The sequence below is a fragment of the Amycolatopsis sp. cmx-11-12 genome (assembly GCF_046269425.1).
Taxonomy (GTDB): Bacteria; Actinomycetota; Actinomycetes; order Mycobacteriales; family Pseudonocardiaceae; genus Amycolatopsis.
On record NZ_JADNQM010000017.1, the window covers coordinates 150,710 to 166,079 of the forward strand.

At 70.3% G+C, this 15,370-nt stretch carries 10 protein-coding genes; 8 read left to right on the top strand and 2 right to left on the bottom strand.

All coding sequences use genetic code 11. The features are described 5' to 3' along the window. Positions 1–2 precede the first annotated feature (2 nt). The gene (locus tag ACLARN_RS23470; RefSeq protein WP_409493603.1) at positions 3–1,067 is read left to right on the top strand and encodes an acyl-CoA dehydrogenase family protein; all 1,065 of its coding nucleotides are present in this window, start codon (positions 3–5) and stop codon (positions 1,065–1,067) included. A 779-nt stretch (positions 1,068–1,846) separates the two neighbouring features. On the opposite strand, the gene ACLARN_RS23475 is transcribed toward ACLARN_RS23470, so the two are convergent. After that, a complete protein-coding gene (locus tag ACLARN_RS23475; protein ID WP_409493604.1) occupies positions 1,847–2,575 on the bottom strand; it encodes a sulfotransferase family protein in 729 nt (242 codons plus the stop codon). A gap of 121 nt (positions 2,576–2,696) precedes the next feature. On the opposite strand from ACLARN_RS23475, the gene ACLARN_RS23480 reads away from it, so the two are divergent. Genes ACLARN_RS23480 through ACLARN_RS23510 form a run of 7 tightly spaced genes read left to right on the top strand, consistent with a single transcriptional unit; the run spans position 2,697 to position 11,984 of the window. Then, positions 2,697–5,756 carry a non-ribosomal peptide synthetase gene (locus ACLARN_RS23480; RefSeq protein ID WP_409493605.1) on the top strand — a complete coding sequence of 1,020 codons (3,060 nt, stop codon included), beginning with the start codon at positions 2,697–2,699 and terminating at the stop codon, positions 5,754–5,756. Positions 5,757–5,775: 19 nt separating this feature from the next. Next, positions 5,776–6,900 (top strand): M20/M25/M40 family metallo-hydrolase, encoded by a 1,125-nt coding sequence (locus ACLARN_RS23485; RefSeq protein ID WP_409493606.1) that lies wholly within the window; start codon positions 5,776–5,778, stop codon positions 6,898–6,900. A 15-nt stretch (positions 6,901–6,915) separates the two neighbouring features. Further along, positions 6,916–8,262 carry a DegT/DnrJ/EryC1/StrS family aminotransferase gene (locus ACLARN_RS23490; protein ID WP_409493607.1) on the top strand — a complete coding sequence of 449 codons (1,347 nt, stop codon included), beginning with the start codon at positions 6,916–6,918 and terminating at the stop codon, positions 8,260–8,262. Next, positions 8,259–9,107, top strand: coding sequence for a transketolase (locus tag ACLARN_RS23495; protein WP_409493608.1), 849 nt, complete (start codon positions 8,259–8,261; stop codon positions 9,105–9,107). Before ACLARN_RS23490 ends, ACLARN_RS23495 begins: the two co-directional genes overlap by 4 nt. After that, positions 9,104–10,114, top strand: coding sequence for a transketolase family protein (locus ACLARN_RS23500; protein WP_409493609.1), 1,011 nt, complete (start codon positions 9,104–9,106; stop codon positions 10,112–10,114). The genes ACLARN_RS23495 and ACLARN_RS23500 overlap by 4 nt, the downstream gene beginning before the upstream one ends. After that, positions 10,111–11,136, top strand: coding sequence for an N-acetyl-gamma-glutamyl-phosphate reductase (gene argC / locus ACLARN_RS23505; protein ID WP_409493610.1), 1,026 nt, complete (start codon positions 10,111–10,113; stop codon positions 11,134–11,136). Before ACLARN_RS23500 ends, argC begins: the two co-directional genes overlap by 4 nt. A 29-nt stretch (positions 11,137–11,165) precedes the next feature. Continuing rightward, positions 11,166–11,984 carry a [LysW]-aminoadipate kinase gene (locus ACLARN_RS23510; protein WP_409493611.1) on the top strand — a complete coding sequence of 273 codons (819 nt, stop codon included), beginning with the start codon at positions 11,166–11,168 and terminating at the stop codon, positions 11,982–11,984. Positions 11,985–12,308: 324 nt separating this feature from the next. Here ACLARN_RS23510 and ACLARN_RS23515 read toward each other — a convergent pair whose 3' ends face one another. Next, on the bottom strand, positions 12,309–14,939 hold the full coding sequence (locus tag ACLARN_RS23515) for an AAA family ATPase (RefSeq protein WP_409493612.1): 2,631 nt from the start codon (positions 14,937–14,939) through the stop codon (positions 12,309–12,311). Positions 14,940–15,370: the final 431 nt, after the last annotated feature.

The following is a 15,370-nucleotide window of genomic DNA, read 5'->3' on the forward strand; positions in this document are numbered from 1 at the left end:
CCATGACGGCTGATCTCACGGCCCTGTTCGACGACGAGACCACGCCGTTGCTGCGGCGGCTCGGGCAACGCGCACGAGGCGCGGGTGCCGACGCCGCTCCCGACCCGGTCGACACCGAAATCCGGCAGCAGGTGTGGTCGGCTCTGACCGGGCTCGGCGCCCTGTCCGGGTTGCGAGCCCCGGCCGAGCCCGAGACCTTCGCCCGGCTGCTGGACGTGGCCGACCTGATGGGCGCGGCGCTGTACCAGAGCCCGTTTCCCGACACGGTCGCCGCCGCCGATCTGCTCGGCGTCAGCGGGAAGACCGCGCTGCTGGACGGGATCACCGAAAACGGCCGGACCGTCGCACTCGCGCTGCGGACCAACGGCACTGATCAGCCGGCGAGCCCGGCGCCGTGGCAGGTCTCCCCCGACGGCACGACCGTCACCGCGGTCCGGAAGTTCGTCGGGTTCGCCGCCGATGTCGACGATCTGCTGGTACTCGGTACGGCGAACGGCCGGGTGCGCGCCGGGCTGGTCGCGGTCGACCAGCCCGGAGTCCGGGTGCGACGGCAGGACGACGTGGCGGCAGGCGATCTGTACGCGGTGACGCTGGAGTCGGCCGTGGTCACCGGCGGCGTCTTCGACGTCGACGACGACTACCCGGATGTGCTCGCCAGAGCCAGGGTCAGGCACGGGGCCTACCTGATCGGCGCGGCCAAGGCGGCGGTCCGGCTCACCGGCGCGTACCTGCGGTCGCGGAACGCCTTCGGCGCGCCGCTGGCCAAGTCGACGGTGCTCGCGCACCGGCTCGCCGGGCTGGCCGCCGAAGCCGAAGCGGTACGGGCCTTGGCCGACGCGGCCGCCGAACGAGGCCCGGACGCCCGGACCGGCGCGCGGATCGCGTTGCTGGCGGGCGAAGTCGTCCGGCGCAGCGCGGAGGAGTCGGTCCACCTGCACGGCGCGTTCGGCATGACCGACCGCTGCGACGCGCAGCTGTTCTACCGGCGAGCGCTCATCGACGGCCAGTGGTACGGCACCGCCACCGCCCTCCGCGCCGAACTCGCGGCCGCGCTGGCTCTGTCGTGAGATCTTGTCGTTGTGGCAGCCCGGATCACTCATGATCACCCGCCCGCACGGCCGCCGCCGCTCGCAGTCCCGTCAGGACCCGAACTCGCCAACAGCGCCGGACCTGACGTGTCGCGAAAGCCACTTTCGGGACATCAGATGTCGCGAAAGTGGCTTTCGCGACACGTGTTGGGCGGCTGGGCATCCAGTACACCGGACAGCGTGACACGACACCGGAATCTGAGCGCGGCTCAAGTCGCGAACTAACGAATCGCCGCACTAGACGGTTGATTCCGTGAAAAATCACGTGAGGCGCTGCGACTGTCCATAGAGGACGCTTTTTGGGTCGAATCGTCCGATTAGATGCCGTATGTCCGCATCGTCAAGGTCGTGAAGGCCTCCTTGCTTACCCTCAAGGCAGGGGCCCGGCAAAGTCGAGATCTTGCAGGTCAGGCGGCTATTCGTCGCTGTCTGAGGCTGACGATGAAGGAATGGGGACATTGAGTGTCCCCATTCCTTCACCGTCAGCGGGCACACCGGTTGCGGAGCCCCTGAGCGGGGAAGAATCCGGACGTTCAACGTCCGGAATCCTCCCCACTCGACCCTTGCGGGCACCAGCGATGCCAAGTCCGCATCGTCAAGGTCGTGAAGGCCTCCTTGCTTACCCTCAAGGTAGGCAAGGAGGCCTTCACGACCTTGGTCCGCGCCGAAGGGGCGTCCGCGACCGAGGCGGCCACGGGCACTTCACGGAATCACTCATCTAGTCCGCCCGCACACGCGTGTTCACGTCCGGCAGCGCGCTAAGCGGCAGGGACGAAGCGGGTGTCTCGCAGCAGGTGATAGAACGGCTCGTGGTGGTCGCTGAACGCCTTGAGTTCGGCGTTGTTCTCCACGGTGTCGGCGTACACAGTGGTCTTGTCGACGAAGCCGGAACTCTCGCTCACCGCGGTGTGCCAGCGGCCCGACAGTTCCCACTCCGGCCGCGATCCCGGCGCCCAGTTCGTGGCTTCGGCACGGAACGGGAGACCGGCCTGCTCGCAGTAGCCACGCAGCATCGCCTCGGGCGCGCTCACCAGGTCGGCGGAATCGAGCACGACCGGCGCGCGGCCACCGGCGGCCAGCACCGCCTGGTGGAGTTCGTAAAGCCGCTCCAAACCGAGATCGGAGCACACCATGTCCGGCTTGACGGCGTAGAAGGAGGCCGCGACCTCCGCCGGGGCGCGGATCAGGAAGGTGTGCTGGACGCCGGCCAGGAACTCCTCGTCCGCGAGGACCTCGTCGTACCGGATATCGGTGGTGTCCTTGAAGAACACCGTCCGGGTGGCCGAGATGTCCCGGATCCGGGCGATCAGATCACGGTGCGAGGTGACCTCGTCGCCGAGCACCTCGGTCCGGCCGTAGTCGACGATATTGCAGAACGGCTCGTGCAGCGTGACGAGCCCGCCCAATTGGATCATCGAACGGAAGAAGGCCGTGGACCGGGACCGCGGCGCGGCCCACAGCGCGATCACCCGAGGTCGCTCGTTCATACGCCCATCCAAGCCTCCATCGGCGGAGCCGCTAAGTCAGGACAGTGCCCGACTTGTCTCCGCTTCCCGGCGCCGTGACGCTCACAGCGGGCCTGCACGTCCACGGGGAGGAGTGACCAGCATGCCGGGAAACGGGGTGATCGCCCGAGCCGACCGCAGCGAAGGCAGACTGGCCTGTTCACTGCCCCAGGAACGGCTGTGGTTCCTCGACCGGGCCGATCCCGCGACGACGCCGCCGGGCATCCTCGCCGCGGTCCGGTTCACCGGCAAGCTCGACATCCCCACACTGGGCCGCTGCCTCGACGAGATCGTGCGCAGGCACGAGGTGCTCCGGACGAACCTGGTCGAGTCCGGTGGCACGCCATGGCAGGTGGTGCGCCCGCCGGCGCCGGTGCCGCTGCCGGTGCGCGACATCACCCGCGCGCCCGATCCCGAGCGCGCGATCGACGAGTCGTGGGCGCGCGAGGCGGGCACCCCCTTCGACCTCGCCACGGATCCGTTGCTGCGCGCCGGTTTGCTGCGCGCCGGCGACCGCGAACACGTGCTGCTGCTCAACATCCACCACGTCGCCTGCGACAGCCGGTCGATCGGCGTGCTGCTGGCCGAACTGGCCGCCCTGTACGAGTCCGGCCGCCACGGCACGACCTCCCGGCTCCCGCAGCCGTCGGTCCAGTACGGCGATGTCGCGGTGTGGCAACGGGAACGGCTCGGCCATGGCGAACTCGACCACCACCGGCGGTACTGGCGGACCCACCTGGCCGGCGTGACCGCGCTGGTGCTGCCCGCCGACCGGTCCCGGTCCGCGGTGCGGACCGCGCGCGCCGACGCGGTCGGCTTCCGGCTGAGCCCCGAGGTCACCGCGGCCGTCGAACAGCGGGCCGCCGACGCGGGTACCACCCCGTTCGCCGTCCTGCTCGCCGCGTTCAGCGTGGTGCTGTGGCGGTGGAGCGGGCAGCCCGAGGTACTCGTCGGCTCGACCGCGACCGGCCGCTCCGCACCGCAGACCACGTCCTTGGTCGGCTTGTTCGCCACCACCGTGGCACTGCGCCTGGACCTGCGCGCCGACCCCACGTTCGGTTCGCTGATCGACGCCGCAGGCAACGAGTGCGAGGCGGCGGCGGCACATCAGGCGGTGCCGTTCGACCCGATGCCGTCCGAACCGATGGCGGGCGATACCGGAGCGGTCCCGCCGGTGTCGGTGACGCTGACGCTGCGCGACACCCCGCCCACGCGGCTGCGGCTCGACGACCTGGTGATCGAGGAGCTGCCCGCGCGCACCGTGACGACGAACTTCGAAGTCGCCCTCGAGCTGGCCCCCGCCGACGGCGGCCTCGAAGGCCATTGGAAGTTCAGCACCGATCTGTTCGACCGGGACACCGCGAGCCGGATGGCCGGCGCGTTCGCCTTGGTCCTCGAACGCGGCACGGCACATCCCGACGAGGCGGTATCGCTGCTGCCGCTGATCACCGAAGCCGAGAGCACCCGCCTGATCGACGAGCTGAGCGGGCACAGCACCCCGGTCACCGCGCTGGGCCCGCAAACCCTGCACGGCCTGTTCGAACGGTCCGTCGACCAGGCCCCCGACGCCGTCGCCGTCGTCTTCGGGGAACGCACCCTCACCTACGGGGAGCTCGACGAGCGCGCCAACCGGCTCGCGCATTTCCTGCGCGCCCGCGGCGTCGGCGCCGAACAGCTCGTCGGGATCTGCCTGCCGCGCTCCGAGCTGATGATCATCGCGACCCTCGGTGTGCTCAAGGCAGGCGCGGCCTACGTGCCGCTCGATCCCGGCTATCCGCCCGCCAGGCTGAACTACATGGCGCGAGACGCCGAAGCCACCGTGGTGCTGACCCATTCCTCGGTCACCGCGGCCGAACAGCTCGACGCGGGTGTCCGGTTCATCCGGCTGGACACCGAGTGGGCGACCGTCGCGGCATCGCCAGCCGAGCGGCCCACGGCCGGCGCCGAAGGTGCCGGGCTGGCGTACGTGATCTACACCTCCGGCACCAGCGGGCCGCCCAAGGGCTCGGCCAACGAGCACGCCAAAGTGGTCAACACCCTGCACGGCGTGAACGAGGTCTACGAGCTCACGCCCGCCGACCGGATGCTGGCGATCTCCTCGCTGAGTTACGACATGTCGGTCTACGAGGTGTTCGGCACGCTCGCGGCGGGCGCGGCGGTGATCGTGCCCAGCGACGCCGAGACGATCGATCCGGGGCGACTGCTGGATCTGCTGGTCGGTCAGCAGGTCACCGCGTGGAGCTCCGCGCCCGCCCTGCTCGACGCGCTCGTCACCCATACACGCGGCGGTATGCCCGGCGTCCGGCTCCGGGTGGTCGGTCTCGGCGGTGACCGGATGCCACCGGCGCTGCCCGGCAGGTTGTTCGAGCTGATCCCCGGTGTGCGCCTGCTGAACCTGGCAGGCCTGACCGAGTCGTCCTACTGCAGCCTTGCCTACCGCGTCACCCACCGCTCGTATCCCGGCGGTGTCCCGTGGGGCAGGCCGTATCCCAACCAGCGTGTGTACATCCTCGACCGGCACGGCAGGCCGACACCGGTCGGCGTGCCCGGCGAGTTGTTCATCGGGGGCGCGGGACCGGGTCGCGGCTACTGGCGGCAGCCGCGGCTGACCGCGCAACGGTTCCTGCCCGACCCGTTCAGCACCGAGCCCGGCAGCCGGGTCTACGCGACCGGGGACCACGCGCGGTTCCGCTCCAACGGTGACGTCGAATTCCTCGGCAGGCTCGACAAGCAGATCAAGATCCGCGGTTTCCGGATCGAACCCGGTGAGATCGAGGCGGAGCTGTCGACGCACGCTTCGGTCAACGAGCCGGTGGTCATCGCCTTCGACGACGGTCCCGGCGAGCCCAAGCTGGCCGCGTATGTGACCCCTCGCGGGGAGAAGCGCCCCACCGCCGCCGAGCTCCGCGCCTATCTCACCGCGCTGCTGCCCGCGCACATGGTGCCGTCGGTGTACCTCGTCCTCGACCGGCTTCCGTTGCTGCCCAGTGGAAAGCTCGATCGGGCGGCACTTCCACCGCCCACCACCGGCCGGACCGCCCTGTCGGGAATGTCCCCGACTGTCCTTCGGGCCGCTGAGCCACAAACTGGGAATGGATTCGCCCCAAGGGAACCAGCCCGGCCGGGGTGGCACCAGGGCGCCGGGACGACAGCCGGAGCATGACCGCCGAAGGGCAGAGCTGATGCGAGAAAGGGCCCTTGCCGCGGCCGTCACCGACGCCGAGGCCGTCGAGCTGCTGCACCGGATGGTGGGCATCGCGTCGGTCTCCGGGAGCGAGGACGACCTTGGCCTGTTCCTCGCCGCACAGCTGGCCGGTCTGGGCTTCGACACCCACCGTGACGAGGTCGGCAACGTGATCGGCGCCCTTGGCGACGCCGACGCCCCGACGATCATGCTGCTCGGGCATATGGACACCGTGCCCGGCGGGCCGCCGCTCCGGATCGACGGCGACCGGCTCTACGGCAGAGGCGCTGTCGACGCGAAAGGCCCGCTGGCCGCGATGATCGTCGCCGCGTCGCGCGCCAACCGGCCCGATGGCGTGCGGATCATGGTCGTCGGCGTTGTCGACGAGGAACGCGACTCCGTCGGCGCGCACAAGATCGTCGCGACACAACGCGCGGACGCCGTGGTGATCGGCGAGCCCAGCGGAGCCGGGACGGTCGTCGTCGGTTACAAGGGCGTGCTGCGTTTCGCCTGTTCGGTACGGCGGCCGCAGGCGCACACCAGCAGCCCGGAGCCCACCGCGTCCGAGGTGGCCGCGCGGTTCTGGCAGTCGCTGCTGGACTTCACCGGTACCGGCGCGCAGGACGGCCCGGTCTTCCAACAGCTCTCCCCCACGCTGGTGCGGATGTCCGGCACGCTGATCGACGCCGAGCTGGTCGTCTCCTGCCGGACGCCGATGGGCTTCGACGCCACCGCGTTCCTCGCCGACGTCGCCAAGCTCGCCCTGTCCATCGACGCGGGCACCGAGATCACCGTCCTGGAGGACACCCCGGCGGTACGGACCTCGCGCGCCGACCCCGTGGCCAGGGCGCTGGCCCGCTCCATCCGGGACCGCACCGGCGACGTCGAGTTCAAGGTCAAGCTCGGCACCTCCGACATGAACGTGCTCGGCCCCGCCTGGCAGGTGCCCATCGCCACCTACGGGCCGGGCGACCCGCACCAGGACCACACCCCCGACGAGCACATCGTCCTGTCCGAGTACCTGCTCGCCGCGCAGATCCTCACCGACGCGGTCGACCGGCTCGCCACCGGGCTCGCGGCGCTTTCGACCAGCCACCTCGGCCGCATCCCCAGCCAGACCTGACCGAAGGGACCACTGATGGCCAAGCTGGCCATGTTCGGCGGCAGCCGGACAATCGACCGGGGCAGTGTGCCCGCCGAGCAGATCCGGTGGCCGATCGTCACCGAAGCCGAGCACGAGTCCGCTCGGCGGGTCTTCGACAGCGGTTCTTTCACCTCCAACAGCACCGGCGGCGGTGAGGTCGCCGCGCTGGAGCGTGAGTGGGCCGAGTTCGTCGGCGCGCCGTACTGCGCCGCGGTGTCCAACGGCACCGCGGCGATCGAACTGGCACTGGCCGCGGCCGGGATCGAACCGGGGGCGGAGATCCTGGTGCCGGCGCTGAGTTTCGTGGCCAGCGCGGTCGGGGCCGTGCAGCGGATGCTGGTCCCGGTGTTCGTCGACATCGACCCGGTCACCTTCACCATGTCTCCCGCCGCGGCCAAGGAACTCATCACCCCGCGCACCCGCGCGATCCTGGTGGTGCACCTGCACGGCCTGCCCGCCGACATGACCGCGTTGCGGGCACTGGCCGATCAGCACGGCCTGCTGCTGATCGAGGACGCCGCCCAGTCGCACGGGGCGAGTTATCTCGGGCAGCGCACCGGGACACTCGGCGACATCGCCACGTTCAGTCTCAACGTGGTGAAGAACCTGCCGACCTGCGGCGAGGGCGGGCTGATCACCACCGCCGACCCGGAACTGCACCGCAAAGTCGTGCTGCACCGCCAGTTCGGCGAGGATCTGACCCGCCGTGAACGCGACTACGTCTCGCGGGTGCTGGCGGGCAACGCCAAACTCAGCGCCGTCCAGGCGGCCTTCGCCCGCTGCCAGCTCGACCGGCTCGCCGAATACGACGCGGCGCGCCAGGTCAACGTGCGGGCGATGTTCGACGGCCTGGCGGACCTGCCCGGTCTGCTGTTGCCCGTAGTGCCCGAGGACCGCACCCACGCCTGGCACATCCTGCGGATGCGGTTCGACCCGGTGGCGATGGGCTGCCCCGAGGTCGCGCCGGGGGCGCTGCGCACGATCCTGCATCGGGCACTGCGCGCGGAAGGCGTGCCCTTGCAGCAGTACCAGCTGGTGCCGCTGCCTTGGCAGGAGGCGTTCCGCGAGCGGGCCGGGTTCGGCGGTTACCCGTGGAAGTTGAACGACGTGGCACCGGAGACACACCGGGCCGAGGACTACCCCGTCACCACCGCGGTCATCGAGGATTCCCTGACACTGCAACGCTGGCACCTCAACCCGAACAGCGGCCCGGTGCTGCTGCGCTGCGCCGAGGCCATGCGCAAGGTGTGGGAGAACCTGGACACGCTGATCCCGATCGCGAGATCGGTCGAGCACCGCCCGCCGTGGTCGGAGTTCACCGAGGAGAGGGTCGAAGCATGAGTGTGCCCACCGAAACCACCGACGTACCGGCGGAGCTGGCGGCACGGGCACTGCGGATCCGGGAACGGATCCTGCACATGGGTTCCGGTGCGTCGGGCACCCATGTCGGCGGGAGCTTGTCGTGTGTCGAGATCCTCACCGTGCTGTACGGCGAGGTGCTCAATGTCCGGCCGGACGACCCGGACTTCGCCGCGCGCGACCGGTTCATCCTGAGCAAGGGCCACGCGAGCGCGGCGCTGTACGCGGTGCTGACCGAAGCCGGGTTCCTGCCGGAATCCGAATGCGACAGCTACGCGGTCACCGGCGGCAGGCTCGCCGGGCACCCGTTGCGCAGGCTGCCGGGCGTCGAGTTCCCGACCGGTTCCCTCGGTCACGGGCTTTCCCTCGGCGCGGGTGTCGCGCTGGCCGCCAAGCGGTCCGGGCTGCCGTCCCGCGCGTTCGTGCTGATGGGTGACGGGGAGTTGCAGGAGGGTTCGGTGTGGGAGGCGGCGCAGTTCGCGCCCACCGCCGGTCTCGGCAACCTCGTCGCGATCGTGGACCGCAACGGCTGGCAGATCACCGGCCGCACCGAGGATCTCGGGCTGGAGCCGCTGGCCGACCGGTGGCGCAGCTTCGGCTGGACGGTGCGGGAGGTCGACGGCCACGACGTCCAGGAACTGCGCCGGACCTTCGAGGAGGTGCCGTCGCAGCAGGACCGGCCGACGGTCGTGCTGGCCACCACGGTCAAGGGCAAGGGCGTTCCGCTGTTCGAGGACAAGAAGAAGAGCCACCACGTCACGCTGACCCCGGCGCTGCTCGCCCGCGCGCTGGGCGGGCTGCGGGCGCGGGCAAGGAGGCAGTCATGACCCTCGCGGCAGGCACCACGCAGACCGAAACCGGCATCGACTGGCAGGAGCGCTACCGGGTGAGCACCCGGGAGATCTACCGCAGCACGCTGGCCGAACTCGCCGAGAAGGATCCGCGCGTGTTCTGCGTCGACTCCGACATGGGCGGGCTGGAAACCGGCTTCGGCGCCCAGTTCCCCGAGCGGTACGTCAATGTCGGGATCGCCGAGGCGAATCTGATGGGCGTCAGCGCGGGCATGGCGTCGATGGGCCTGCGGCCCTACGCCAACACCATCAGCACGTTCGCCGCCTGCCGGGCCTGCGAGCAGCTCAAGGTCGACGTCGCGGGCAACAACCTGCCGGTGCGGGTGGTGGTGACCCACGCGGGGTTCTCGGCAGGCCACTACGGCCCCACCCACCACGCGCTGGAGGACATCGCGATCGCGCGGACCCTGCCGAACATGACGGTCGTGGTACCCGCCGACGCCGTCGAGACCGAAGCCGCGGTGTGGGCCACCTCCGAGCTACCCGGCCCGCTTTTCCTGCGCCTCGGCCGGGCCGCGACCCCGCTCGTGCACGACAAGCCAGCCGAGTTCGTCCTCGGCAAGGCCGCCCGGCTGCGCGACGGCGACGATCTCACCATCGTCGCCACCGGGCCGTTCCCGGTGGTGATGGCCTTGCGGGCACACGAGGTGCTGGCCGCCGAGGGCATCAACGCCAGGGTGCTGAACATGCACACCGTCAAGCCGATCGACCGCGAGGCGCTCATCGCCGCCGCCACCGAAACCGGTGCGGTCGTCACCGTCGAGGATCACGTGTCCTCTGGCGGGATGGGCGGCGCGGTCTGCGAGGTGCTCGCCGAGACCGTGCCGTGCCCGGTGCGCCGGATCGGTGTCCCGGACGGGTTCTTCGACATGGTCGGCGGCGAAGAGGAACTGCTGGTCGCGACCGGGGTCAGCACCGACTCCATCGTCGCGGCCGCGCGAGCGCTGCGGCACGGGTCCGGCGAACGGAAAGCGGTCCGATGATCAACGTCGGCATCATCGGAGCGGCAGGCTACATCGGCGGCGAACTGCTCCGGCTGCTCCTGCCCCACCCGCGGGCCGAGGTCACCAAGGTCTATTCGGCCAGCCAGCAGGGCAGGCGGGTGGACAGCGTGCACCCCAACCTGCGCGGGCACACTCCGCTCACCTTCACCAACCCGGCCGATCTCGACAGCCACGACGTCGTGTTCATCGCCGTGGCGCACGGCAAAGCGGCCGAGTACGTCACCTCGCTGGGACCGGACGCGCCCTGCGTGATCGATCTGACCGCCGACTTCCGGCTGCGGGATCCGGTGGCCTACCAGCGTTATTACGGTGACGCGCATCCCGCTGCGGACCTGACGGCGGACTTCACGCCGGGGCTGCCGGAGGAGTACCGGGAAAAGTTGCGCACCGCCGACCGGATCAGCGTGCCCGGCTGCATGGCCACCGCGGCCACCCTGGCGCTGCGGCCGCTCGCCGCCGCCGGCCTCATCCGGCCGGACGTGCTCATCGACGCGAAGATCGGGTCCAGCGGCTCGGGTTCCTCGGCGACGACGACGAATCTGCACGCCGAGCGCAGCGGGGCGATGCGGGTGTTCGCCCCGCACAGCCACCGGCACGAAGCCGAGGTCGCGCAGGAAACCGGGTTGCGGGTGCGGATGGCGGCCACCGGCGTCGAAGCGGTGCGCGGCGCGCAGGTGCTGTGCCACTGCACGACCGAGCCCGGGGTCGGTGAACAGGATCTGCGCCGCGCCTACCGGGCGGCCTACCAGGACGAGCCGTTCGTGCGGATCGTCGCGCAGCGCCGCGGCCTGTACCGCTTGCCGGAGCCCAAGATCCTGATCGGCAGCAACTACTGCGACGTCGGGTTCTCCCTCCACCCCGACTCCGATCGGCTGGTCGCGATCGGCGCGCTGGACAACCTCGTCAAGGGCGGCGCGGGCAATGCCGTGCAGTGCCTCAACATCCGGATGGACTGGCCGGAGCGGACCGGGCTGGAGTTCGTCGGGCTACACCCGATCTAAGACGTCACCCCAACGGAGAAGGAGCCGTGATGACGGACGAGCTGCTGGTGGTCAAGATCGGCGGTGCCGCCGGGGTCGACCCCAGCCGGGTATGCGCCGACGTGGCGGCGCTGGCCCATCGGGGACGGCGGATCGTGCTGACCCACGGCGGCTCGGCGTCGGTGGACGAGCTCGCGGGCGAACTCGGTGTGCCACAACGGGAACTGCTCTCCGCCAGCGGGGTGCGGACCCGCCATACCGACCCCGCGACCCTGCGGATCCTGCAACTGGCGTTGCTGGGTGAAGTCCGGCCCGCGGTGCTCGCCGAACTCGGCCGGGCCGGGATCCGCGCGGTCGGCCTGTCCGGCCTCGACGCGAACCTGCTGCGCGCCGAACGCCGCGTCGCGATCCGGGCGATCGTCGACGGCCGCCGCGTGCTGGTCCGCGACGACCACAGTGGACGGATCACCTCGGTCGACGGCGGCCTGCTGCGGCTGCTGCTCGACGACGGCGTGACGCCGGTCGTCTCCCCGCCCGCGGTCGCCGAGGACGGTCGCCCGGTCAACGCCAACGCCGACCGGATCGCCGCCGCCGTTGCCATGGAGCTGAAGGCGCGGACCCTGGTGTTCCTCACCGCGGCACCGGGCCTGCTCGCCGATCCGGCCGACCCCGCCAGCCTGCTCGCCGAGCACGCGCTCGGCGACGACACCCCGAAGATGGGCGGCGGGATGGGAGTGAAGCTGATCGCCGCGCGAGAGGCCTTGCGCGGCGGCGTCGAGACAGTGATCATCGCGGACGGCCGGGCCGAAGACCCGGTCACCCAAGCCCTCGACGGCGGCGGCACCCGCCTGCACCTCGCCCAGGCCTGACACGCCTGTAGGTGTGTTTCCCATCTGTGCGCTTAGGCCGTGTCTCCCAGATTCAGTGCCCGGTACAGGTGGTCGTGAGTGGCTTTTCGGGTAGTTGAGGGGTAGGCGTGTGGCCGCCCTGTGTGCGCGTTCACCTGGCCGTGAAGGCCTCCTTGCCTACCCTGAAGGTAGTGAAGGAGTCCTTCGCTACCCCGTCACTGTGGTCTCTGGCGACACTCACGATCCCGCGTCCGACTACCGCCGCCCTGCGGTCACTGCCCCCAATGCCTCATTGGAGACGCTCAGCGACACCAATGCGACATTGGGGACACTCAGCCACGCGACTCAGGCCATTCGCGGCATGATGCCGGTGAACGCGGCGACCTCGGACCGCGACGAGACTTCGAGTTTGTCGAAGATGCGACGCAGGTAGGTCTCCACGGTCTTGTGGCTGAGCACCAGCGCCCGCGCGATCTGCTGGTTGGTGCGACCACGCGCGACGAGTTCGGCCACCTGGTTCTCTCTGGTGCTCAGCAGGCCCATCCGGGCCAGGACGACCTTGTCGAAGTCCGGTCCCGATTCCGCGTCGCCTCGCCGGACCTCCGCCGCACTGTCCTCTGTGGACTCGTTGGTGGCGTGGAACGCCCGCCCGGCCAGTGGCGCCAGCACGCTGAACGGGCGCACCCCGAGCACGACCACGGCGGCGCGCAGGGTCCGCCACGCCCGGTCGGGATCGGCGCCCCATTGCAGGCAGGCCGCGGCCAGCAGGGTCAACCCGAACCGGTCGACCAACCCCGGCCGGGAACCCAGTCGTTCGTCGAGCGCGTGCCACAGCCGCGCGTCACCGTGCCTGCCGACAGCGGCGCTCAACCCGGCCAGCATCGCGCACAACGATCCCGAGTCGCCGGGTTCCGGCCCTTCACCGCCGCTGGCGATCACGTGCCCGATCTCCGCGCACAACCGCTTCGTCCGCGCCTGGAGTCCGGTGCTGCCGACGGGCTCCGCGAGCGCGCTGGCGTCTTCGGCGTGTTCGACGGCCGCGCCGAGCGCGCCGTCGGCCAGATACGCGGTGGCCAAGCCGAGGTGGAGCCTGCCGAGGACATGGACCTGACGGTGACGCTCCGCCAGCGCGAGACCGCGGTTGTACTGCGCCAGCGCTTCCGCGGTACGCCCGGACCAGAGGTTCGCCCAGCCCAGCCAGTCGAATACCTCGCAGACCACGGCCACGGCCACGGTCGCGCCGGGGTCGGCGAGCCCGTTCAGGTGACCGGCCGCCCGGTCCGCGGCCGCCGTCGCTTCGGCGCCGCGGCCCAGGGTGGCCAGCATGGCGCTGTAGACAGCCAGCGCCCGCAAACCGGTGTCGTCGATGTCCCCGGAATCTTCGGCACCGGGTACGAGTCGTTCGACGCGCGCCAAGGAGCCGGCCACATCTCCGCCGCTGTCCAGCGAGGTCTCGGCGAGCCCCAGCACCACTCGCGCCGCGACTCCCCCGTCCGAGGTGTCGAGTTGCCGAGCCAGCTCGGCCACCTCCTCGAAGCGGCCGAGCAGCCGCAGCACCCGCAGATGCGACTCGGCGAGATCGGCCAGGGTCGAGGCGTCGAGATCGGCGCGGTGCTGCCACGCGGCGCGGTGTCCCGGAAGGCTTTCGGTCAGCAGTCCGGACAACGCGGTCGACCGCGCCAGCCGGGTGGCCAGCCGCTGCCGTTCGGCCAGGCCGAGGCCCGCCAGCTGCAGCAGGGTACGCAGCCAGCCCGACACCGTCGCCGGCATCCGGTCCCCGCTCTGCTCGACCGCCACCACCAGGGTCCGGACGTCGCTTTCGGTAGCCGGTTTCCCGGCACGTTCGAGATGATGCGCCAGTTCGGCGAGCGGGGCACCGCGCTCCCGCAGCAGCCGGTAGGCCCTGGCGTGCGCGCCGAGTCGCCAGCCGCCACCCGCGTGGTGGTAGCAGATCGAGCGGACGACCGGGTCGCGGAAGGCCAGCCTGTCGTTCCCGATTCCCACGCGCACCAGGTCGTGCGCGATCAGCCCATCGAGGCCTTCGAGGGTGCGATCGTGGCCGAGCCCGGCCACCTCGGCCACCAGCGCCGAGTCGAAGCGGTCGCCGACGACGGCCGCGGCCTGCGCCACCTGCCGGGCGAGCGCGGGCAGTGCCTGCAGATCCAGCCGGACAGAGGCGACAACCGGATGCGACAACGGGCCAGGTGGGAGCACACCCGGATCGGCGCTCGCCACGTCTTCCGGCGCTCCGGCCGCCAGCGCGCCCAGCAGGCCCGGTTTTCCGCCGTACTCGCGGAGCAGCTGCCTGCGGCGACCCGGCCGGATCTCCATCGGGAGCAGGCGCAGCGCGCTCACCGCGTCCAGCGGGCCGAGCTCGAGCGAACGCGCGACACCGGACTCGACCGCGACACTCAGGGCGCTGAGCAGTTCCGCCGGCGACTGACGGGGGCGGTGCGCGAGCACCAGCAGCAACGGTGCGTTCAGCGGCCGTCTGAGCAGGTGCAGGATCATTTCGATCGAGCCGGGCTGCGCGTTGTGCACGTCGTCGAGGATCAGCACGAGCGGCCTGCCGGCGGCCAGCTTTCCCAAAAGCGAGCGAATCCCTTGGTACGCCCAGTAGCGCTGCTGCGGCGATTCGGCGAAAGCAGACTGCGCCGGATGGAGTACCGGGAAGATCCCCGGCAGGCAAGAGGCCGCGCGCGGGTCCAGCTCGGCCAGCAGCTGATTCCCGTCCGCGGCGAGCAAATCCTCCAGCGCGTCGACGAACAGTGCGAAATCGTTGGTCAACGGCGAGGCCGTCGCCTGGCCGTGTGCGACACGAGCCCCGGCTCTCGTCGCCCGCTCCTCCAATGCGGTCAGCAGCCGGGTCTTGCCCATCCCGGGCTCACCCGCGATCTCCAGCACCTGGCAGGTGTTCCCGGTGACCGTGGCGAGTGCGTGGTCGAAGGCTTTGAGCTCGGCCGTCCTCCCCCACATACGAATTGGTTTGGATAACGCGGCGCGCACGACGGAATAACCCCCAGGCATCCTCGATCGTCCTTCCCCAGTTGCGAAACTCGATCTCCCAGTGTGGTTTAGGCAGCGACCTGAACCACGGATTGCACCATACGAGTCTCCGGTGCCAGTGTTACACGGATCAAGTCGGGCGAACAAGGACCATTGGGGTCTGCGCAAGCCGGGGAGAACCTTGACAGGGTGAGACGTCGAAGTTACGTTGGCATCAGGTTTTTCCAGCACTGGGGCAGTCGTTGAAAGAACCCTGAATAGGGTGCAAATGACCGTGGAAATGACCACTGGGGAGCATCAATGAGATCGTGTCGCACCATGATCAGTAACCACCGCACCGGCTGCTAGGCACGGATACTCCGCAGGTGCGACACTCGCTCAGCCGGATAGATCAGGATATC